Genomic DNA, 20,883 nt, shown 5'->3' with positions numbered 1-20,883 from the left:
GATGCGAGGCTCCCATGTCCGGCGCTCCCACCTCCCCCGCAACCGCCCGCACCTCCCCCGCCCCCGCCCGACTCCTCCTCCGCGGCGGCACCGTCGTCGACACCGACCCGCACGTCACCGCCCGCCCCGACACCGACGTCCTGATCGAGCACGGGGTGATCGCCGCCGTCGGCCCCGACCTGTCCGCCGAGGGGGCCGAAGTCCTCGACGCGCGCGAGCGGATCGTGCTGCCGGGCTTCGTCGACACCCATCGCCACGTCTGGCAGTCCGTGCTGCGCGCGGTGGCCGTCGACAGCGACCTCGGCGACTACCTCGGCCTGGTCCTCGGCCGGCTCTCCCCCGCGATGCGCCCCGAGGACGTATACGCCGGCAACCTGGTCGGCGCGCTCGAATGCCTCGACGGCGGCATCACCACCGTCCAGGACTTCTCCCACGTCCAGCACCGGGCCGAACACGGCGACGCGGCGGTGCACGGACTGCGCGCGGCGGGCATCCGGGCGGTGTTCGGGTACGGCTACCCGCCGTTCGACCCGGCCGCCCGCGATCCGCGGCAGGTCCGCGACCTGCGCGAACGCCTGTTCGCCGGGGACGGCCCCGACGACCTGGTCACCCTCGCGCTCGCCCCCGGCGGCCCCTCGTACACCCCCATCGAACTCGTCGAGGAGGACTGGCGGCTGGCCGCCGACCTCGACATCCCGCTGGCCGTACACGTCGGCAGCGGCCCCGTCGCCCGCCGGCCCATCGAGGCGCTGCGCGAGCGCGACCTGCTCAACGCGCGCACGCTGTACGTCCACGGCAACTCGCTGCCCGACGACGAACTCGCGATGATCGCCGATTCGGGCGGGGCGCTCTCGATCGCGCCGGCCATCGAGGCGCAGATGGGACACGGCGCGCCGATGATCAACCGGGCCCGCGCCCTGGGCCTGGTCACCGGGCTCGGCGTGGACGTGGTCACCAGTACCCCGGGCGACATGTTCTCGCTGCTTCGGGCCGCCCTGCTGACCAGCCAACTCGCCGACGGGACACGGCTGTTCGCGGCCGACGTACTGCGCATGGCGACCATCGGCGGCGCCGCCGCGCTGGGTCTGGCCGACCGGATCGGATCACTGGCCGTCGGCAAGCAGGCGGACCTGGTCCTGCTGCGCACGGACACCGTCAACATGGTCGGCGCCGCACACGACCCGGCGGGCGCGGTGGTGGCGTCGGCGCATCCGGGCAACGTCGACACGGTCCTGGTCGCGGGCCGCACGGTCAAGCGGGCGGGCCGGCTCACCCACCCCGCGCGCATCGAGGCCGTCACCGCCGCACGGACGGCCGCCGAACACGCGGCGGCCGCGATCTGACGACGCGGCGCGACCTTGTTCGACCTGCCCCACACGTTGACCGCCCCGCACACGGCGGTCCCGGGGGCCGCCGCCACCCGAGCGGCAACCCGAGGGACGCGTACTCCGAAGGCCACCCGCCGACAGGCCCCATCCGAGTCCGCACGGACCGGTGGGGCCTGGTCGTGCCGGCGCGGCCCGGGCGCGCCGAGCAATCGCCCGGGCGAGCAGTCACTCGGCCGAGCAAATCGCCCAGCCGGGCCCCACCTTCGCCACCCCCCTACCTCAAATCACCACGATCCGCCGAGATTCGCCGAGATCCGGGCGCGCTGTCCGAGCGCCCCGGTAGTGTCGCCCTTCCTGGAATCGAACAGATATTCGATCACCACGCGACCATCCTCCTCGTCGAGTTCTCGGAAAGGGCCCGTTGTGAAGGTTCGAATAACACGCGACCGCCTCGTCGAGGGCATCGCCTGGGCCGTTCGCGCCCTGCCCGCCCGGCCGGTCGTCCCCGCCCTCGCCGCGTTCCGACTCGAGGCGGACGGCGGCACGCTCACGATCTCCGCGTACAACTACGAGGTCTCGACCGGGATCGAGGTCCCGGCCGAGGTCGCCCGCCCCGGGCGGATCCTCGTTCCGGGACGACTGCTCGCCGAGATCGCCCGATCCCTGCCCCGCGAGCACCCGGTGGACCTCACGGTCGACGCGAGAAGGGTGACCAGGTCGTCGTCGCCGTCCCCGGCGAGTCGGGCCCGACTGACCTGCGCCGGCGCCTACTTCGCGCTGCCCCTGACGGCCCCGACCGACTATCCGGCCACCCCGCTGCTCCCGGAGACCGTGGGGATGGCGGGCGCTACCACCTTCGCCGAGGCCGTCGCGCAGGTGACGATCGCGGCGTCCCGGGACGAGAGCGTGCCCGTACTCACCGCCGTCCGACTCCACCTGACCCACGACTCGCTCGTCCTGGCCGCCACCGATCGATATCGCCTCGCGGTCCGCCGCATGCCCTGGCAGCCCATCACCGAGGACCCCGCCCGCACCGCCCTGGTCCCGGCCCGGGTCCTCGCCGAACTCGCCCGCAACCCGGACGCCGGCGCGGACCTGCGCCTGGCCCTCGGCCCGGAGGCCGGCCGCCGCGGCCTGCTCGGGCTGATCACCGCCGGACGGCAGGCCACCACGCGGCTGCTCGACTACGAGTTCCCGCGCTACGACCGGCTGTTCGACAACGAGACCACCGCCGTGGCGACCATCGACACGGCGGCGCTGATCGAGGCGGTACGGCGGGTATCCCTCGTGGTCACCCGCAACGCGCCCATCCGCCTGACGTTCGAACACGACGCCCTGCGGGTCGAGGCCGGCACCACCGACGAGGCCGAGGCGGGCGCAACGGTCCCGGTACACCTGACGGGCGACCCCACCAGGTCCGCCTTCAACCCGTCCCACCTCCTGGACGGCCTGACCGCCCTCCGCACCCCAACCGCCCGAATGCTCTTCAGCACACCAACCAAGCCCACCGTACTCACAGAGGCCCCATCACCAACGAACACCCAAGACACCCAAGACACCCAGGACTACCGCTACCTACTGATGCCAATGCGCAGCACCTGACCAACAGGCACCACACCCACTCCCCTATATAGGGACGCCCACGCCACCACCACAGGGTTCGCCCCAAACCGGGTCCCGCCAAGCAGCCAACCCACCGCTTCGGCCCCGAACGCAAGCCCAGCCCACCACCACCCCACCCACCGTCACCAAGCCCGACCCCAGGCCCAGCCCTCACCAGGCAGCGCACTCAACACCTCGTCCGCGCACGTAAGTACGCCCCACCGCCCCCTCGCCGCCTCACCGGTTCGCCACAAAGCCTCGACCCGAGTCGAGTCCTCACCGGGTAGTGCACTCAACGCCCCGTCCGCGCGGGCCCGCCCGCCCCAGCACCGCCTCGCCCGCCGTCACCCGTCCGAGCCGCGACCCGGGCGCCCGCCCAGCAGTGCGCTCAGCACCTCCTCCGTGTCGGCGAGGTTGGTGAGGACGACATCGGCGCCCGCCGCCTTCAGCGCGGCAGCGCTCGTCAAGCCGGTCGCCACCGCCACGGACCGCGCGCCCGCCGCGCGGGCCGTGGCCACGTCGCGCAGGGTGTCGCCGACGATCACGGTGTCGGCGCCCACGTGCCGCCGGCCCAGGTGCTCCTCGGTCCGCGCGAACGCCCGGGCCGGCAGGTCGATTCGCTCATAGGCGTCCTCGCCGTACGCACCGACCCGGAAGTCCACGTGGTCGGCCAGCCCGAAGACGTTCATCTTCAATACGGCGAGCGCGTACAGGTTGCCGGTCAGCACCGACTGCCGCACATCGGGCATCGTGCCCAGCGCCGTCAAAGCCTCCAGCGCCCCCGCCAACACCCGCCCCTCCGCCGCCAACTCGGCTTCACGCTGCCGTAGTTCCGCAACGATCAGGTCCAGGAAAGCAGCCAACAGGCCATCCTCGGGCGACAACCCGTGCAGCCGCAGGACCTCGCTCGCCGCAGCCATCTCGGTGCGACCGTCGAATTGCCACGGTTGTTCCAGAGCCCGCCCGGCCACCTGCCGAAACGCGGCCGCGTACGCCCGCCGCGACACCTTGCCACCGTCGATCAGGGTGTGATCGATGTCCCACAACACCAGCCGGGGGCCGAATCCACCAGTCGCCATCAGCACTCCGATCCTCCCGACCACCCCACGCGGCCCTGCCCAGAGCATCGCATCCGCTCACCCGCCACGGGCCCGCCGGCCCGATCGCGGTCGGAAAACGTCCAGCAACGGGGCGAACGAACACAACGAAGGAGGGCATCCGAACACAACCAACCGGTCCTTCGGCGGCGGGGGCACAACCTTCGGCGCCGAAATCGCCGCACGCCCTCCCCCGGGCACATCGCCAAACCACACCCACCACTCACCCCCGCCCACCCCGGAGGCCGCACCTCCTCCCGACCACACAACCGCCCACCCCACCCCTCAAGTCCCGCAGCCAACGCCGAGCCACCCCACCACAGGGCAGCCCAACCGTCTCGTCGGTCCGACGTACCCCACCCCTCCCTTCCACCACGTCTTCCCCGGGCCGGCCCTTCTCCCTCTTCCCAATGACTACAAAAGCCGGCTTCACCACCTTTTAAGATGATTTTCACTTCCGCCACAATGCCTCTCTCAGGCCTTCGGAAGCGCCTTCGCCGAACCCTCACACCACTTCATCGAGCCATTTCCACAGCGCCCTCAAATAGCCTTTGACCTGCAACTTGCATGGCAAGCTGTCCGGCGAACCGCAGCGGGATCTGTGCGTGCTGCTGTGCGGTGAGATGTCCTTTGATATGTCCGGCACATTGCAGCCCAACGTGTTCGTCAATCCGCAGCGCTGTACGGGCGGGTGTGCGGGCGGGTGTGCGGCACGAACGACGGACGCGCGGTGTCGTGGGCGGCCGGCCGGAGCAGTGGGCGGAACTGCGGCTCGCGCGCTGGAGCCGCCGATGGCTCCGGCGACGGCTCTCACAACGGCTCTCACGACGGGCCCCGCAGTGGGCGTCGCGGCGGATCGCACGATCGGTCGCACGGTCGCTCTCGCGATGGTCCGAACGGCGGAACCCACGCTCGATCGAGCACTGGATCACGCGACGGAACACACACTCGACGCCTGGGTATTCATGCGTGACAGGAGATGGGCGGGCGGGCGGATCTTCCAACATGCAGATCGAACACGACGGCAATGCCTGATTTTCTGGGCTTTTGCGCCATTGTTGTGCCGGCTTCACTGCAACGAGCGACACGCCGACTCTCCTGACAGGAAGTTATTTGCCGGAGATCGCGATAGGCTTCGGTCGTTGACACGAAAGGACGGTCATGGCCACTTCCCGGGAGCGTTGGACCGTGGCAAGGCTCGCGGCCATCGCGGGTCTGCCCAGCAAGGTGGGCTACGAGGCACGGGACCGAAACGTGCTGCACCCGACGGTGCTCTCGCCCAGCGATGTATTGCCCCTGCTCACCTTCGAGGCCCTGCGAAGGATCAGCTGGCCGGGTGAGAACTATGCGCGCAACACGCCACAACGCCTGCGCCTCTGGGAGCACCTGGCCATCGAACACTCACGCGTCGGCGACCTCGCCGACGTCGACCCGATGACCGGCCTCTACGTCCACCCCTCGGGCGCCGACCTGGCCGTTCGACCCAGTGAACACGCCGCACTCGCACTGCGGTTCGTCGAGGAGAACACGCCGTACCAGTACCTCACCCTCGGCGCGTGGGCTCAGCAGGCCCTGCGCGCCCTGGCGGCCGAACAGGAACAGGTCGGACGACGGCATGGTGCGGCCTGAGCGCCGGGCAACGCCGTCAAAAGTCCGCAAAAGCAGAGCGAGTGGCCTAGGAGTCCAGCCCTAGTCCACTCGCTCGCAGCTCAGCGCCCCTAGGGGCGCCGTCGGAGAAAGGAGGCCTGCCGGCCGCTTACACAACCGAACAGTGAGACCCAGCCGTTCCGGTACTTCCACGCGCCGAACGGTCGGGTCGCCCATACCTCTTTCTCTTCACCAGCTTCAGGAGCAGATCATACCTGCGATCCCCGAGGCAGGCCCAGTGCTGTCTTCAGCCAGGTCCTTGCCCTCTTCAAGTGTGCCCGAATCCTCTGGATTCACGATGCAGGCTCGGGTGCGTGCCGCCTTGCGTGCGGCCCGAGTTCGGGTCAGCGGCGCCCGCGGCATCGACCCGACCATGCCGGACTCGGTCCGCCGCGCCTCGGTCAAGGTCCCGCTGCGTGTGGTGACCGGCGAGGCGTACAGCGACCTGGCCTTCGTCTTCGCCGCCAAGGTCGGCCACCTGGCCGCCGGCCCGAACCAGCCCGGCTGCATCGCCGACCTGACCACCATCGCCCGCTACCTGGGCCTGACCGTACGCTCGGTCACCCAGGCCGACGGCCGCATCGCGCTCAAGGCCCCGTCGTCCCTGTACGCCGCGCAGAAGCAGCTCACCGCCGGCGAGGAACTGACCGTGGTCCGCCGCACCAAGCCCTCCGGCACCGGAACCTCGGCCGTACGCCGCCTGCGCGCCCCGGAAAAGGGCGAGCCGTGGGTGATGGTGCCCGTCGCGCTCCTGGGCGCGGTGCCACACCGGCATGCCCGGGCGTACGCCGTCATCAGCTACGCCCGCGCCCGCGGCCACCACCTGACCTACGCCGAACTCGCCGACGTGCTGCGCCACCAGTCGGGCCGCCGGATCGGTGAGCCGGTGAGTGTGCGCGCCGCCCGCGCCGTGGTGTCCGACCTGGAGCGATGGGGCTGGGTCGAGGTGGGCCGCCGGGAGGGGTGGCAGGGGCGGAACATGATGGTCCCGCTCCGGCCGTTCGAACCCGGGAGCGACGACGAGTCGATCGCCGAGGCCGGTGCGGCCGGTGCGGCGACCGAGGCGGACGAGGCGGACGAGGGGACGGACGAGACCGACTCGGCGGGAGTGCTGGGAGCGGTGGGAGCGGTGGGGGAGACCTCGGCGGACTCGCGGTCCGACCGTCCGGTCGTCCTCGGGGCGGTCTTCCACGTGGGCGGCGGAACAGGGGTGTTCCCGACCCTCGGATCAACCGTCAACAGGGTTGTCGAAACGCCTGCCGGGCCACCGTCCGAGGGTGCCTCGCGAACCGTCGTCCGAACCTCGTTCGAGCCGTCGGAGAACGGCATTTCGGCAGCTCAAAACCCAGGTGCGGAGGGTCAATGGACGTCGGGTCCGCAGGGGGTTCGGACCTCCGTCACGTATAAGGAAGACACTCCGATTGACCTACAGACGAACGCGGCTTCCCGAGGGGGTTCCGCCCGCAGGGCGCTCCCGTCGGTAGACGTGCCCGAGCCCGCGAACAACGCCCGAACCGGCTCCACGACACCCCCGGCGAACGAGGCGCCTGCGGCGGAACCCCGTCGATCGCGACACGTGACGGTCCCGAACCGGCGGACCACCATCTCCCCGACCGCTGCGCGGGCGTTCGCCGGAATCGGGCCGCTGGTGGACCGGATGAGCACCGGCCAGCGGGTCGTGGCGGCGGCGCTGGTGGATCGCGCCGTGGCCGAAGTCGGCGACGCGGACCGGGTCTTCGCCCGGCTGGCGGATCGCTGGCGGACCCAGGAAGGCCCCGTACGCAGCCCGATGGGCTGGCTGGGCGGCCGCGGACTGGCCCGGCGCGGGTGCGCCGATCCGAACTGCGAGGACGGCCGCCTGTGGCTGCCCACGGCCGGTCCCGGGGCGGGCGTGGCGGGCGACCCCTTCGCCTGCCGCAACTGCGCCCGGCGGGACCAGGATCGGCGGGCCGCGGCGGACGAGCGGTTCGGCGCGGACCGGCGGGCGGCGCACCGGGCCCGGACGGGGCGGGAGCCGAGCACGGCGATGGCGGCGGTCGGTACGACGGCCCACCGGGTGGCCGCGCCGGCGCCGATCGGGACCTGCGACGACTGCGACCGGGCGGTCCGGGGCCTGCGGGCCGACGGGGTGTGCGCCGACTGCCGCGAGGATCGGGAGGCCGCCGCCAAGGCCGCCGAACGGGCCTCCGGAGCGCTTCGGAGGGCGTTCTGAGCGCCCGTGGAGCCGCCGGCGGGTTGATCGATGGCCGGCGGACGGCGAGGCCGCAGGAAGGCCGCTCAGCGACTCGGCGACTGGCGGGCCCACCTGAAATTCCGGCGAACAGAACGAATCGGACGGGGTGTTCGGGGCCGACGCGGCGGCAACATGCCCCGGCAACGCGCGGGCGACGGGCAGGCCACGCGGACTCGGGTACGGGTACGGCCGTCACCGGGAGCGAAGTTCGACCGTCGCCGGATGGGGATCGGCCTGCCGCGTCCCTCGACTCCGCCCCGACCCCCCGGCCCCGTACGCGAAAACGCCGCCGGCGGGCGCGGGGGACCGGAAGTCCTCCACGCCCGCCGGCGGCGGATTACTGCTGGGGCGAGAAGATCTCGGGGCGGCCGAGGGCGCCCTCGGCGTCGAGGCGTTCGAGGAACAGTTCGACGGCGGCCGAGAACAGGTACACGACCAGACCGCGCTTCTCCGTCGCCGTCAACTCGGTGTCGAGATCGCGGGCGAGTTCGTACACGGCCGGGCTGACCCGGTAGCTGGAGGACTGGCTGGGGTCGGTGATACCGCCCCTGGCCCGCAGGAACGAGCGGATCATCTCGATCTGCTCGTCGTTGTCCTCGGGAAGCTCCAGCAACGCGGCGTTGAGGTAGTGCCCCAGCGCCAGACGTCGATTCTGCGACGAACGTTTGTCGGCGGTGAGCCGCTTGCCCAGACGCGCCTTCACGTCGGGCAGGAGCCGGAATCCCCAGGTTTCCCAACCCTTGGAGTTTATCCGCGCGTCGAGAAAGCTCTCCAGGAGCGCGGCATGCGCCGACTGCTCGTCGGCGGAGCCGGCGGCGACCGGAGCCGGCGCGGCGGGCGCGGGAGCGCTGCGCCGGGAAGCACGCGGAGCCGAGGCGGCCTTCGCGGGCGCGGACGCCTTCGCGGGCTGGGCGGACGAGGCGGCCCGAGCCGGAGCGGCCGCTCGGGGCGCGGGCTCGGCGGCCCGGTCCGACGTCCGCTCCGCCTGCGCGGCCGGAGCCTGAGCCGGGGTCGAGGCCGGCTCCGACCGCGGCGCGGACCGCGGCGTCGGCGCTGCGGCCGACTCCTCGCGGGCCACCTCGAGCCGCGCCAACTGCACGAGCAGGGGCTCCTCGTCGGGTTCGACTTCCCGCCGAGGTCGGGGAGTCGACACTTCGGCAGGCACGGAGGAGACCGAAACCGAGGCCGCAGCCGTGGGCGCCGCCACGCGCGCGAATTCCGGTTCCGGAGTCGACGCCTGCACCGATTCCGAAGCCACCACCGGCTTCGGGTCCGCCACGTGCTCCACCACCGGAGCCGGCTCCGCGCTCGCCGGCGCGGCCTCGACGACGGGCGCGGCAGCGGCGTGTACCGGCTCGGGCTCAACCGCCGGCTCGGGCTCAACCGCCGGCTCGGGCTCGGGCGCCGTCGCGGAGTCGGGTGCCGCGTCGGCCGCGGCAGGGGCCGCCGCCTCCTCGGGGACCGGCTCCGGCTCGGGCTCGGGCTCGGCCGCCGGTGCCGGTACAGCCGCCGCGGCGGTCTTGAACGGCGGCCCCGAGGACGTGGTCCCGGAACCACCGCCACTGCCGCCGCCCATCTGGGCCAGCAGCGCGGCCGTCGAGTCGGTGCCCGAGTTCAGGAAGCTGCCGTTCATGGCGTCCTGCAGCGCCGCCGCCAGGACGGACGACTGAACGGCGGGTGCCTTCCTCGCTTTTGCCTTGGACTTGGGCACGGGCTTCTCGTCGGTCATCAGACGGCCTGCTTCACACGGTCGAACAGTTCGATGGCCAGCTCGGTATAGGCAACGCTCGCGGCGATGTTCGGTTGCTCTATGCAGACGGGGCGCCCGATCTCGTACGCCTGCGAGATCCGGCTGTCCCGGCGGATCTGCGTCTGGAAGGGATCGAGGCCGTAGTCGGCCAGCCGCTGCTCGACCTGGTCGTCCTCGCTGGTGCGCCGGGACGGGGCGTTGGCCTTGTTGATCACGGTGCCGAGGAAGCGCGGCTCACACTCGCCGAGGGTGCGCTCGGAGGTGGCGGCGGTCAGCCCCTTGATCACGGCGGCGCCCTGGACGGTCGCGTACAGCGGTTCGCACACCGCGACCACGAAGTCGGCGGCGGCGAGCGCGACGGCGGACAGGGCGCTCACGCTGGGCGGCGTGTCGATCAGGATGATCGTCGGAGTCCGGCGGATCGGCTCGAGGATGCGGCGGAGGATCCCGGTGGTGGAGAAGTCCATCCCGGCGATCTTGCGCTCGGCGTCGACCATCGTGCTCTGCACCGAGCCGAAGAGGCTGAGGCTGCCGGTTGTCTCGAACGACTTGAGCAGTTCGCTGCGGTCGAAGATCATCTCCGGCACGTCGGGCGTCATGCCGTTCAGCTGGGCGTAGAGCGCGAAACCGACCGAGCGCTGAGGCTGTGGCACCACACCGAGGGCGACCCCGGCCTGCGCCTGCGGCTCGAGGTCGACCACCAGGGCGTGAAAGCCGTTGATGGCCAGAGCGCTCGCGAGGTTCACCGTCGTCGTCGTCTTCCCGGGACCCCCCTTCTGGCTGGCCACCGCCACAACTGCACCCATCGCGCGTCCTCTCGGAGTAGAGCGGCCGAACGCCTGCGTGAGCCGGGGTCCCGCCCGGTGGCCTGTCAGAGCCGTCCACTGAACCTGACAGGGAAGACGACGTACCTCCGGGATAGCTGCTCGATACTTCCGCCGGAAGCCCGAAAGCGCAACGAACCAGGATCTAGCGGGCAGAACCTCCAAGGTGTCCTTGAGGGGTCCGACCTAAGTTTTGTCTGTCAGGTTAGCAGCGGAATCCCAAAATTCACTGTGACACTCGGAAAACCCACCCGTATGTCCCGGTTAACCCGTTTGGTCGGCCCGATCTACGACCCCAACAGACTCTTTTGGCGCACCAATTCCCCCTAACCTCTCGTTCTCCGAACCACCTGTACGACATATCGAGACACCCCCTCGCGACCGCGGCGCCTCGGTCGCGGTGCTCCGACCCCGACGCCTCGGCCCGGCGCCCCGGCTTCAGTGCCTCGGGCCTCACCGCACGGGTCCGCAGCACCCCCGCCCCCGAATCCCCGCCCCCTGCTTCCACCGCCCGGACGAGTGGCTCCGATGCCCCCGGTCGCGTCGGATCGTCTTGCGGGGGTGAGAGCAGGGCAGGCGATCTCCAGCGGCATCATGGAGGCCCGACCTCGAAGGACTACCGCCCGTGCGACTGGTTTCCGATCCCACGTTCGGCGAAGTGGATCTCACTGCTTCTGCGCAAGAACTGGCCGCTCTGGCGAGCGCGGTGGCCGGGGGCGACGGCTTCATCGGTTCCACGTCACCGCTGGACGGCGACGCCTTGGCGGGGGTCGAAGTCAGGCCGGCTTCCGGCCCCGGGGTTCGGATCGCACTCGACGCCTCACGGCGGGTCCTTGTGATCAGCGGTGATCACGAGGCCAGGGAAATCCTCGCGGACAACCTGCATGCCATGGCCACCGCCGAGGACGGCGGTCACCTCCACATCGACTACTTCCCCGAACACCCTTACCTCGTTGAAGGGTCGTTGCCCATGGTGGTCAACAGCCCCCACGGCGGCATGCCGGCCGGGTGATCGAGAAGGCCGATGTCGTCCCCGATCAGTGGTCGAAGGCGATCAGCGAGCGGTTGACTCGCGACGCCCTCGAAGGTCCGGCCGCCGTGTTGTTCCAGGTCGAGCAGGCCTTTGAGGGTGTCGTTGACCGAGTCGACAAGTTGGCGGACCTTCTTGAGCATCGGCTCGCCGAACCGCTGCCTCTCGCGCTTGAACGACGGTCTCGGCAACTCGATGCCCAGCTCGGCGTCCGCTTCGAACATCGCGGCCAGGACCTCGCGCCCGTCGATCTTCGGGTTGTCCGGCGCCCACAGGATCGGCATGCCGGTCGACGTGCACACCGGGTACAGACAGACATAGGCCCCGGAAGAACCAGGAGCGGGAGCCGCAGTAGCGGTAGCCGGCCCTGCCCACAGGTCGGACCGCTGGACGGTGGGGCGCGACATGCCGCATGGCACGGGTGTGGAGCCGGTGATCCAGACGGTGTCGGTCAGGAAGTCGCTGTCCCGGGCCGGTTCCCGGTCCCCATCCGCACCCGCAGGGTCGGGGTGCGGCCGTGCGGGCCCACGTCGCGCGGACCGGCGGCGGCAGCGACAAAGCCGTCTCGTCCGCGAACACGATCACCACACCGGTCCGCTCCGCGGTGGTTCCACTCGGGGCCACACCGTGCTCCTCCAGGTCGTCACCGCCTCCTCGTCCCGTTCCAACGCACGCCGGGCCGGCCGCTGACGCGACCAACCGTGCGCTCTCAACAGTCGCCACACGCCGGACGGCGACGCGTACACGACCCCGGTGACCTGCGTGATCACCCGCCCGACCCGCGCGAGCGTCCGGATCTGCCCCGTGAACCCCGCCGCCTCCGGACCGGCCTCCGGCACCGCCGCAACCTCGGCGAACCCCTCGTCCGACATCCGCCGGTGGGTACCCGGCGGCCCGGCCGAGCGCAACGCGTCCACCCCACCGTCCAGCCATGCGCGATGCCACACCGACACCGCCTGCGGCGACACACCCGACTTGCGTGCCACCTCGGCCTGCGACACGCCCTCCGCGAACCAACCAGCCGCCGGCAACCGCGACTTCTCCCGGCGCTCCCGCTCCGCCGGGGACATCCCCGAATTCCCTAAAAAACGGGTATGCCCCTATTTGACACACCGTCAACCGGACCCGGAAACCTCAGTAGGGTGCGGTCAGGGGGGTCTCCAGGTCGGTCGTCACAAACCGATCTTGAACACTCGCGTCCCTTTGGCGGAGCAGAACTTCGGATCTACCCGTCCAGGCAGCCCACATCCCCACCCCACCAAGCCAACCGAGCCCCCAGACCACGAACACCCGGCCTCGCCCTGCATCGCCGAGCGGAGTTCACCCTTGCCTTTGCCCTGCCGGGCCGAGCCGGGTCCGCCCTGCCCTGTTCTGCCGAGCTGGGCCCGTCGGGCCGAGGCCGTCGCGTTCGCTGAGCCCGTCGAGCTGAGCCCGTCGGAGCCCGCCCTGCTGCCTTCGCCGAGCCGTGCCCAACCCGCCGCTTCGCACTTGCGTGTCCCCGACCTGTGTGTCCCCGACCTGTGTGTCCTTGGGCCGCCCGCCCTTGGGCCGCGTGTGCCGCCTCTTGCGTCCTGGCCTGCCCGCTCGGCCTACGCGCCCCTGACCCATGGATCGCCTGCTTGCCTGCCGGCCCGGGTGGCCGCCGCCCCTTGCTCGCCGGCCGCTCGCCGTGACACAGGCCAACCTCGTCGCCCGCTCGCCCTGACGAGGCCACGCCCGTTGCGTGCTGGTGTCAGCACCAACTCCCTCCTGCCGGCTGCCTCTTGATCGCCTCGCATCGGGCGCACTGATGGGGTATCGCTGTCCCAGACGGCGCGACGGATCACACCGCTGTCTGCCGTTCGCCGAGCGCTACTCGCTACGTCGAGGACCAGCTGACCGTGCCGCGCCGTGCCGTCAGGCGCCGCGTGCCGTGCCGCGCCGTGCCGCGCCGTTCCGCGCCGTGCCGTGCCGTCAGGTGCCGCGTGCCGCGCCGTTCCGCGCAGTGCCGTCAGGCGCTATGCCGCGCTGACCGCGCCGCTCCGTGCCACGTCACGCCGTGCCAGCAACATTCGGCCGACCGCATCCGCTCGTCGGGTCCGCCCGGCCCGGCTGAGCAGACGGACCCGCCTGCCGCACTCCGCCGAGTCGTCCGCGCCCGCTCGGGCCCAGCCATCGCGACGTGGCCTGACCCGGCCGTCCGACGCACCCGTATCAACAGGGCCCGACCCGGAGCTTCGGCCAGTCCGTCCTGACGCAACCTTGCGCGCTCGCCCCGTCCGGTCGGCCCGCTCTACGTCAGGCAGCCTGCCGTGCGGTCCCGGTGGCCCAGGTGGCCTCGGTCGTCCGGGTGGTCGGTCTCCGGTCCGTCCGCGCTGTGGCGGGCGGTGTTGTGCGCCGGGCGGTACGGGCGGGCGCGCATCCGCCGATGGAGGTGCGGGAAGTCGGGCGGCCACTCGCGTGCCAGGCGTCGTGTTTGCCCATCGGGGGTGTCTCGTGTGGGAGGGCGGTGGGGCAGGGCAGGTGAGGAGCGGCGTGTAAGGCGCCGTTCGGACCGCACGTCCTATGTGCCGTCGTGCCGCCGGATGTTCGCCGGATCGCCCTGTCGGCCCCGAGAGCCGCCGTACGTGCGCTCGTTTGATCGTGTGTGCCTACCGCCCGGACATCCCGTCACAGAGCCGCTGAGAGGCTGTCCCGGCCACGGATCCACCCAGTGTTGCATCGCGTGTTGCGACCGCATGCCGAGTCGTTGTCGTGTCCGCACGCCTGCGCGTTCGTTCATGGAGCCTTCGTGCGTGCCGTGGTCTGAGCGTTCCGTAGCTTTGCCCGCCCGGTGGAACGTGGTCGGATCGTGTGTGGGAGTGTCGGAGCGCACCACAGGCAGACCGGCCCCAAGGCAGGCCCGCCCGGAGATTCGGCCGCCCACCGCGCGGTTCGTGGACAGACCGATCGGCCCACCCGCCGACACAGCCGATCGGCCACCCGCCCACCCGCCGCTGCACCGAAACGCCCACTGCTCCGGCCGCCCGTCTGACGATACGAACGTAGAACGGCCCGCCCGCAGGACCACCCGTCCGTCCGACCGTCGAGCGATCGCTCCGTCCGACCGAACGCCTGCGCATCGTTCCGCACACGGGAACACCCAGGGTTCCGCACGCCGACCGGCCCGCCGTTCGTTCGCTCCGGCCGCCTGTCCGCCTACCCGTCCACCCCTCCACACGTACGTACGGCCGACCACCGGTACGCCCGTAGTTCGAGCCACCCGCAGAGCCATCCAGCCATCGTTCCGCCCACGGGTCCGGCCATAGATCCACCCGCAGATCCAGCCGACCACCCATCGATGCGCCCAGAGCAACGCCCGCCTGCACGTCCGCCGATCGATCTGCCCACCCATTCACACACCGCTCTGTCCACCCGTACACAGAGCCGTGCACCCAGCGATAGATCCATCTGCACGTCCGTTGTTTGCTCTACACAGTCATCGTTTCGTTCGTCCACCCATAGATCCGCCCACCCATCTCAACATCCGCCCAGTCATCCGAACACAGCAACACCCACACCAACACCCGTTGCGACATCGATGCACTGATCCATCCGTACAGCCATGCGCCCGTAGACACACCCGCACATTCAACGATCCATACGAACAAACACAGAGCCATCGAGCCGTTCGCAGATAGAGCTAGCCATCCATCGATCCGACCGTAGATCCGCCCATACAGAGGTACGCCCATCCATACGCCCGAACACCCGCCGCAACAGACACCCGCACACCCGCCCGTACAGCCGCCGTTTTAGTGTTGCAAGTCCACGAACTTCTTCCGTTGCGATAGAACACACATGTTGCGTTGCACATCTCCGAACCTGCTTCCATGCAGTCTAAGAAACAATCTTGCGCACATCTCAAGGGACACTTACCCGTGCGAGTTAGCGTGCAGTGGGTGCTACATGATGCCGAACATCTTGCGTTGCATGAGTTGTGAACTTGTGAAATTCGCAGGTCAGAGACTGATACTTGGTACATGAGAACGGCTCGCCGCACTGTGGAACACTAGTCGGAAAGCTGACGTCAAGGTTGCGAAGTCCCTGGCTCCCATCCGCCTTCGCGGTCGCCGGAGCGCCGATCCAGCGAAGGTTGAGTCGTGTTGTCGGCGGTGATGATCTTGGGGTCAGGCCAGATGTCGTCTCGGCTCGCGGGGCCATCAGCGAGAAGATCACTTGACGCTCGCAGCCGTGCGGGCTGCCGAGCATGCCTTGATGGGATGCCATGACTTCGTGTCCCGTGGATGCGGCACGGGTGGGGCGTCACGACGGCACGGCTACGGAAACGCTCCTTGGGTGGAGATGACGTAGGGCGGTTGTGGTTCCCAGGCCTGATAGCCGGCACTCGGATGGTGAGGTGCTCTTTCGCTCAACGCTCGCTGCCGTCATGCGTGGTGGTGCCGAGCGTTGGATCGCGTGGGGCGGTGTGGGGTCCATCAATCGTCGTCTGGTGCTGTTCATACGTCGAGCTGGTTGCCGAAGAGGTGGTTTCGGCGGGTGCCGTGGGTGGGTTTGGTGAAGCAGGTTCGCGTGCTATGTGCGCGACAACGTGGGCTTTGGTGGCCACGCCTCTGGGTGGTGGTGTGCCGAGAGTGGTCCCCCGGAGGGTCCGGGACCGCTCTGGTGGTAGGTGAGCTTGGCGTCGGCGGCTTTGGGTTGTCGTGCCATCCGGGGCTGTTGTGTGGATGCCGGGCAGTGCCATTCGTGTTCTGGCCTCCGCTCCCCCACCGGAACCTGTTCGCTTGAGTGCTGTTTGATCGGGTCGAATGAGCGGCTGCCGGGCCTGAATCAGCTGGTGTGGTTTTGGGAGGAGCCATCGGGATCAGGGAATCGCTCGGGCAAGGTGTCTGCGATGCAGAAGTCCGACTTGGTGAGTCGTTGGGCGCGTCGATGCGTTGTTCCCCGTGCGGCCGGTCGGCTACGTCTCTGTACGGGCCTGCCAGGGTGAGGACTTCTGCCGGCCAGGGATGACCGAGCCTGCTGTGTGGAACTTTGGCTGTGGCGCGCTGGGTGCTTCGCTGGGGACTCGGCGAGGGTGGCTGCGCCGGAGTGTTCGGATCACTTTGCGGATCCATGCTCGCGGTTGATGGGTCGTGCGTCGTGTGTTCGATGCAGGTTCCTTGACAGGACGACGCTCCGAGTTCGGGCGCCGTGGCGGGCCGTTCGTTGCCGGCCACGGGCGCGCTGAGTGGGGATTTGGCCGTCGTTGCTGTTGGCACCCCGTCTGACCTGGGCATTTGCAGAAATTCGCTGGTAAGCCACGAAGTCTTACTGGCCGGTATGATCCGATGCACATGATCTTTTTTGGCCGTTAGAACGCCGTCTGTGGCATCGGTGCAGGTCAGCGGCTTGCTTCGGCGGGGGCAAACGGCGTGCTCGGCCAGTATTGCCATGCGTCTTGGTGCGCCGGTCGGCGAGGTCGTGGGTCGGGTGGGCGTGGGGCGGTTGTTGTGGGTTTTTGCCCGACTGATTGGTGATATGAGCATGTGAGCGGGATTCGTGCGCCGATGGCGGCTGTCCCTGCCGACTGGCTTTTCACCGGGCGGCCGGATGATTTCGAAGTGCACCTCGAATGAGGAGAACCCATCGTGAGCAGCGCCCTCCCTCGCCCCGATCTCAGCGCGCGTCCGTATGGGCTGACCGTCGAACGTGTGATGCGGGCGGCGCCGGAGGTGGTGTATCGGGCGTGGACCGAGGGGTTCGATACCTGGTTCGCTGAGCCGGGCCTGATTCGCATGCGGGCCGTTGTCGGTGAGCCCTACGTGTTCGTGACTCGGCACGAGAGCGAACTTCACCCCCACTACGGTCGGTTCCTGGTCCTGGAGCCCTATCGGCTAGTCGAATTGACCTGGGTTACCGGCGCCGCAGGCACCGCAGGAGCCGAAACCGTTGTCACCGTCGAGTTGGCGGCCGCTGTGGAGGGGGGTGGGACGCGGCTGCGTCTGACGCATATCGGTTTCTACGACCAGGGCGCGGCCGAGCGGCATGACGAGGCTTGGGCCCACCATGTTCTGCCTCACCTTGATGACGTTTTGGCAGGACGGCGGGGGTAGTTGCGCCTGGCTGCCGCCTTCCGTCCTTTGCGGACATTGGCCCTGCGGTGGGTGATTGTGGGTGTGAGGTGTGTGGAGCGGATTGCGTTGCTGGGGCCGGCCGAGCCGGGCCGTGGGGTGGGCTGTTCGGCTCGGGGTGGTGGGCTATGTCTGCGAGTTGGGCTTCCAGTCTTGGGTCAGGAGGCCGACGAGGGTGAGGTCCACCACGGAGAACGGGACGAACCCGGGCTCGTTGTCGTTGACCGCGAGCCACGAATCTTGCGAATCGGGCGTTAGAGGCCGCCATGGTCGGCCCTGCGCTCACGAGTCGTTGCGCACGTCGTCGTAGAGCGCGGTTCGCAGGATTGGGATGTCGTCCTGCGGGACTGGGTTGGGGCGGCAGTCATGGTGACCAGGCTGTTGCCGGCGGTTGTGCAGGTGGTGGGCGGGGGGACGGAGGGTGATCAGGGCGGCGGTTAAGTCCGTGGCTTTCCATGCCTGTTGGAAGGTCCGGATCAGGTGCGTCGGGTAGTGGCTCGGGGATCCATCCGCTCACGTGGGGCTCATGTCGGGTCTGGGTCGAGCCGGGCAGGTCGGGGCAGATGGGGCCGACGATCGTGCTCAACGGGGTTTCGGGGGCTCCTTGGGATGGTTCTGCCGTTGGCGCTGTGCCGCAACGTCGGCTGCGTTCGCCGCCTGACATTTGGGCGGCTTATTTTGTCATATCGGTTGGAACGTCACATCGTCCGCGAAGTCCGAAAGGGCTATGGAGGAGAACGATGAGAGACCTCGACCGGAAGCTTGAGAGCATCGCCGATCGCATCGAAATCGCCGCGTTGTGGGGCGAGTTCACCGATGCCGTGATGATGCGCGACTACGACCGCCTGGCGTCGCTGTTCGCGGACGACGGGGTGTGGCGGATTCCCGAGGCCCACCTGGAGTTGCGCGGTCGGCGGGAGATCCGCGCCGGGAGCGAGCGGTTGCAGGGCGCGTGGGAGTTCTTCGTGCAGACCGTGCACCCTGGCGCGATCCAGTTGGACGGCGATGCGGCGTCCGGCCGTGTGTACGTGCAGGAGCTTGGGCGTATGCGTGATGGCAGGTCCGGGTTGAACTACTCCCTCTATCGCGATCGCTACCGGCGTACCTCGGATGGGTGGAAGTTCGCGGAGCGGGTCTATGAGGTGCGGTATCTCGACACCACGCCCTTGGCGGGCTTGGGCTGGTCGCCGGGTTCGGGCTCGGAGAGGGACGTGATGGCTGCGCTGGAGGTCGAGGTGGAAGTGGAGGGCGAGGGAGAGGGGGAGGGGGAGGGAGAGATGAAAGCGTCTTGACTGTCGTTCACGGGCGGTGGGGTGTGGTGTCGTACGGCGGCAGCGTGCGTGTTGCTGGGTGGGTGCTCGTCTGGCGTACTGTGCTCGGGCCTTTGCGTGCCGCCGCTTCCCGTCTCCTGCCTCCTGCCTCCTCGGTGTCGGGTGGCGGCGTGCGACTTCGGAAACGTCGCGAGATACCGCTGTCCGTACATCGGTTGGTTGGCCTGTCCTGGGCCTTTCCCGGGGTGGGCCGAGCTGCGGGTTCCCTTCGCCTGCCGGCCGGTGGGCTGGTCAGTCCGTGGCTGCGCCGAACCACTTGGGCAGGCGGCGGAGTAGTTCGCGTTGGTCGTCGCCGACCCACACCACGTGGCCGTCGGGGCGCAGCAGCGCTGCCGGTACGTCGGGTTCCTTGCCTGGGTCGATGACGTGGTCTACCCGATCCGTCCAGCCCGTCACGGACAGCCGGCCGGTACGGTCGAGCAGTAGGCCGCGACCTCGGTGCATATGTTCGTAGAGGCGGCCTTGTTCGAGTTCGACGTCCCGCAGTCGGCGGCCGAGCAGTTCGTGGCCCTCCTCGCCGACGTCGTAGCGGATGTCGACGGCGGTGGTGATCCCGGTCAGGTAGCGGTTTGCCTCCTCGCAGTCCAACAGCCTCGAGAGCAGGTTCCGCAGCGCGGCGGTACCCGGTTCGGTCCCGAGGAGGGTCATCTGTGCGCGGGTGTTGTCCAGGACGCTCGCGCCGACCGGGTGGCGTTCGGCGTGGTAGGTGTCCAGCAGCCCCCGCGGTGCCCGGCCCTGGACCTCGGCGGCCAGCTTCCATCCGAGGTTGAACGCGTCCTGGATGCCGAGGTTGAGCCCCTGTCCGCCGGTCGGCGGGTGGATGTGCGCCGCGTCGCCGGCGAGTAGTACCCGGCCGACCCGGTAGTGCGCGGCCTGCCGTGTCGCGTCGCCGATCCTGGACAGGTGGCGGGGCGAGTGCACGCCGAAGTCGGTGCCCGCGACGTCGCGTAGTCGCTGCTTGAACTCCTCGAAGGTCGGTGTTCTGCGGTCTTCGGCCACCCCCTCGGCGGGTACCACGAAGCGATATACGCCACTTTGCCCCTCTGTGTCGGGGATGGCGCCGAACCGCAACTGCGTCTTGCGGACTTCCGTGACGATGGCGGCGATCGTCGCCGGGTCGTCGGCTGCCTCCATGTCCCCCAGCAGCGTTTCGATGGTGGAGGGCTCGCCGGGAAAGGCGATCCCGAGTCGCTTGCGTACCGTGCTGCGCCCGCCGTCGCATCCGACGACGTAGCGTGCGTGCAGAAACGTTCCGTCGACTGTCTCGACGGTCACTCGGTCGTTGTCCTGGCGTACGTCGACCACTTCGTGGTCGCGCCGGATCTCCGCGCCGAGTGCGAGGGCGTGTTCGGTGAGCAGACGTTCGGTGACGGGCTGCGGGACGGTGAGGCCGTACGGGTGCGCTGTGTCGAGCCGTTCCGGCCACTTCTTGTGGATGCCGCCGAAGAAAGCGCCGGTCGAGAACTTGTTACCGACGGCGAGGAATCGGTCCAGCAGGCCGCGCTGGTCCATGATCTCGACGCTCCGGGTGTGCAGTCCGCGTCCTCGGGAGTGGTCGGACGGCTCGGCCGACCGCTCCAGGACGACCGTGTACACATCGTGCAGCCGCAGTTCGGCTGCCAACATCAGACCGGTGGGTCCACCGCCGACCACGATCACGTCAATCATCACAACGCCCATTTCACGAGATTGGATTCCGGCCGGGTGGGTCATTCTGCGGCGTGGCCGGGGCCTTGCCGCAAGGCCCCGGGGGCGCTATATGTTGAAGAGGGCAGGGAGAGGGATGGGATCTCTCCTCGCCCCTTTTTTGTGCCTGGACCGAACGCTCCGTGGCCCGGCATCGCAGGATGTCGGGCCACGGCGGGGGGGGTGAGTGAGTCCAATTTGTCACGGTTCGGTTGGTCGGGGTTAAGGGCGGCCCGCAACCCCGTCCACCACGGAAAGCATGT

Annotated in this window: 13 protein-coding genes; 7 read left to right on the top strand and 6 right to left on the bottom strand. The window is 69.4% G+C overall.

All coding sequences use genetic code 11. The features are described from left to right. Nucleotides 1-14 precede the first annotated feature (14 nt). Nucleotides 15-1,343: an amidohydrolase family protein gene (locus ACFRCG_RS26830; protein WP_380035963.1), complete on the top strand. Its 1,329-nt coding sequence runs from the start codon at nucleotides 15-17 to the stop codon at nucleotides 1,341-1,343. A 408-nt stretch (nucleotides 1,344-1,751) separates the two neighbouring features. Continuing rightward, complete coding sequence (gene dnaN, locus ACFRCG_RS26825) at nucleotides 1,752-2,930, top strand: DNA polymerase III subunit beta (RefSeq protein ID WP_380035960.1); 1,179 nt, start codon at nucleotides 1,752-1,754, stop codon at nucleotides 2,928-2,930. A 344-nt stretch (nucleotides 2,931-3,274) separates the two neighbouring features. Here the strand turns inward: dnaN and ACFRCG_RS26820 are convergent, their stop codons facing one another. Then, nucleotides 3,275-4,009 carry an HAD family hydrolase gene (locus tag ACFRCG_RS26820; RefSeq protein ID WP_380035957.1) on the bottom strand — a complete coding sequence of 245 codons (735 nt, stop codon included), beginning with the start codon at nucleotides 4,007-4,009 and terminating at the stop codon, nucleotides 3,275-3,277. Between the two features lie 1,179 nt (nucleotides 4,010-5,188). Here ACFRCG_RS26820 and ACFRCG_RS26815 point away from each other — a divergent pair. Continuing rightward, complete coding sequence (locus ACFRCG_RS26815; RefSeq protein WP_020554288.1) at nucleotides 5,189-5,656, top strand: hypothetical protein; 468 nt, start codon at nucleotides 5,189-5,191, stop codon at nucleotides 5,654-5,656. A gap of 328 nt (nucleotides 5,657-5,984) precedes the next feature. Beyond that, nucleotides 5,985-7,886 carry a hypothetical protein gene (locus ACFRCG_RS26810; RefSeq protein WP_380035954.1) on the top strand — a complete coding sequence of 634 codons (1,902 nt, stop codon included), beginning with the start codon at nucleotides 5,985-5,987 and terminating at the stop codon, nucleotides 7,884-7,886. Between the two features lie 358 nt (nucleotides 7,887-8,244). On the opposite strand, the gene ACFRCG_RS26805 is transcribed toward ACFRCG_RS26810, so the two are convergent. Together ACFRCG_RS26805 and ACFRCG_RS26800 are read right to left on the bottom strand one after the other, a co-directional pair. Further along, nucleotides 8,245-9,636, bottom strand: coding sequence for a hypothetical protein (locus ACFRCG_RS26805; RefSeq protein ID WP_380035952.1), 1,392 nt, complete (start codon nucleotides 9,634-9,636; stop codon nucleotides 8,245-8,247). Then, on the bottom strand, nucleotides 9,636-10,463 hold the full coding sequence (locus ACFRCG_RS26800; RefSeq protein WP_126636840.1) for a ParA family protein: 828 nt from the start codon (nucleotides 10,461-10,463) through the stop codon (nucleotides 9,636-9,638). The genes ACFRCG_RS26805 and ACFRCG_RS26800 overlap by 1 nt, the downstream gene beginning before the upstream one ends. A 643-nt stretch (nucleotides 10,464-11,106) precedes the next feature. On the opposite strand from ACFRCG_RS26800, the gene ACFRCG_RS26795 reads away from it, so the two are divergent. Continuing rightward, nucleotides 11,107-11,493, top strand: coding sequence for a hypothetical protein (locus ACFRCG_RS26795; RefSeq protein WP_380035948.1), 387 nt, complete (start codon nucleotides 11,107-11,109; stop codon nucleotides 11,491-11,493). Here ACFRCG_RS26795 and ACFRCG_RS26790 read toward each other — a convergent pair. Together ACFRCG_RS26790 and ACFRCG_RS26785 are read right to left on the bottom strand one after the other, a co-directional pair. Further along, nucleotides 11,427-11,795, bottom strand: coding sequence for a hypothetical protein (locus tag ACFRCG_RS26790; RefSeq protein WP_380035945.1), 369 nt, complete (start codon nucleotides 11,793-11,795; stop codon nucleotides 11,427-11,429). The two genes, ACFRCG_RS26795 and ACFRCG_RS26790, sit on opposite strands and share 67 nt — an antisense overlap. 297 nt (nucleotides 11,796-12,092) lie before the next feature. After that, nucleotides 12,093-12,581, bottom strand: a complete 489-nt coding sequence (locus tag ACFRCG_RS26785) for a winged helix-turn-helix domain-containing protein (RefSeq protein ID WP_380035942.1) — start codon at nucleotides 12,579-12,581, stop codon at nucleotides 12,093-12,095. Between the two features lie 4,539 nt (nucleotides 12,582-17,120). Here ACFRCG_RS26785 and ACFRCG_RS26780 point away from each other — a divergent pair. Together ACFRCG_RS26780 and ACFRCG_RS26775 are read left to right on the top strand one after the other, a co-directional pair. Then, nucleotides 17,121-17,585 carry an SRPBCC domain-containing protein gene (locus ACFRCG_RS26780; RefSeq protein WP_380035940.1) on the top strand — a complete coding sequence of 155 codons (465 nt, stop codon included), beginning with the start codon at nucleotides 17,121-17,123 and terminating at the stop codon, nucleotides 17,583-17,585. A 758-nt stretch (nucleotides 17,586-18,343) separates the two neighbouring features. Continuing rightward, nucleotides 18,344-18,895, top strand: coding sequence for a nuclear transport factor 2 family protein (locus ACFRCG_RS26775; RefSeq protein WP_380035937.1), 552 nt, complete (start codon nucleotides 18,344-18,346; stop codon nucleotides 18,893-18,895). A gap of 270 nt (nucleotides 18,896-19,165) precedes the next feature. Here the strand turns inward: ACFRCG_RS26775 and ACFRCG_RS26770 are convergent, their stop codons facing one another. Then, entirely contained in the window at nucleotides 19,166-20,602 is a 1,437-nt protein-coding gene (locus ACFRCG_RS26770) for an FAD-dependent monooxygenase (protein WP_380035934.1), read from the bottom strand. Between the last annotated feature and the right edge of the window lie 281 nt (nucleotides 20,603-20,883).

It is taken from the genome of Embleya sp. NPDC056575 (assembly GCF_042793325.1).
Taxonomy (GTDB): Bacteria; Actinomycetota; Actinomycetes; order Streptomycetales; family Streptomycetaceae; genus Embleya.
Note: the sequence above shows the minus strand (reverse complement) of the source record. Positions and strands in the feature narration are given on the sequence as shown.

Excerpts from the sequence above, each read along its gene's own strand:
- ACFRCG_RS26830 (WP_380035963.1), top strand. The coding sequence starts at position 15 with ATGTCCGGCGCTCCCACCTCCCCCGCAACCGCCCGCACCTCCCCCGCC.
- ACFRCG_RS26820 (WP_380035957.1), bottom strand. The coding sequence starts at position 4,009 with ATGGCGACTGGTGGATTCGGCCCCCGGCTGGTGTTGTGGGACATCGAT.
- ACFRCG_RS26815 (WP_020554288.1), top strand. The coding sequence starts at position 5,189 with ATGGCCACTTCCCGGGAGCGTTGGACCGTGGCAAGGCTCGCGGCCATC.
- ACFRCG_RS26805 (WP_380035952.1), bottom strand. The coding sequence starts at position 9,636 with ATGACCGACGAGAAGCCCGTGCCCAAGTCCAAGGCAAAAGCGAGGAAG.
- ACFRCG_RS26800 (WP_126636840.1), bottom strand. The coding sequence starts at position 10,463 with ATGGGTGCAGTTGTGGCGGTGGCCAGCCAGAAGGGGGGTCCCGGGAAG.
- ACFRCG_RS26790 (WP_380035945.1), bottom strand. The coding sequence starts at position 11,795 with ATGCCGATCCTGTGGGCGCCGGACAACCCGAAGATCGACGGGCGCGAG.
- ACFRCG_RS26785 (WP_380035942.1), bottom strand. The coding sequence starts at position 12,581 with ATGTCCCCGGCGGAGCGGGAGCGCCGGGAGAAGTCGCGGTTGCCGGCG.
- ACFRCG_RS26775 (WP_380035937.1), top strand. The coding sequence starts at position 18,344 with ATGAGAGACCTCGACCGGAAGCTTGAGAGCATCGCCGATCGCATCGAA.
- ACFRCG_RS26770 (WP_380035934.1), bottom strand. The coding sequence starts at position 20,602 with ATGATTGACGTGATCGTGGTCGGCGGTGGACCCACCGGTCTGATGTTG.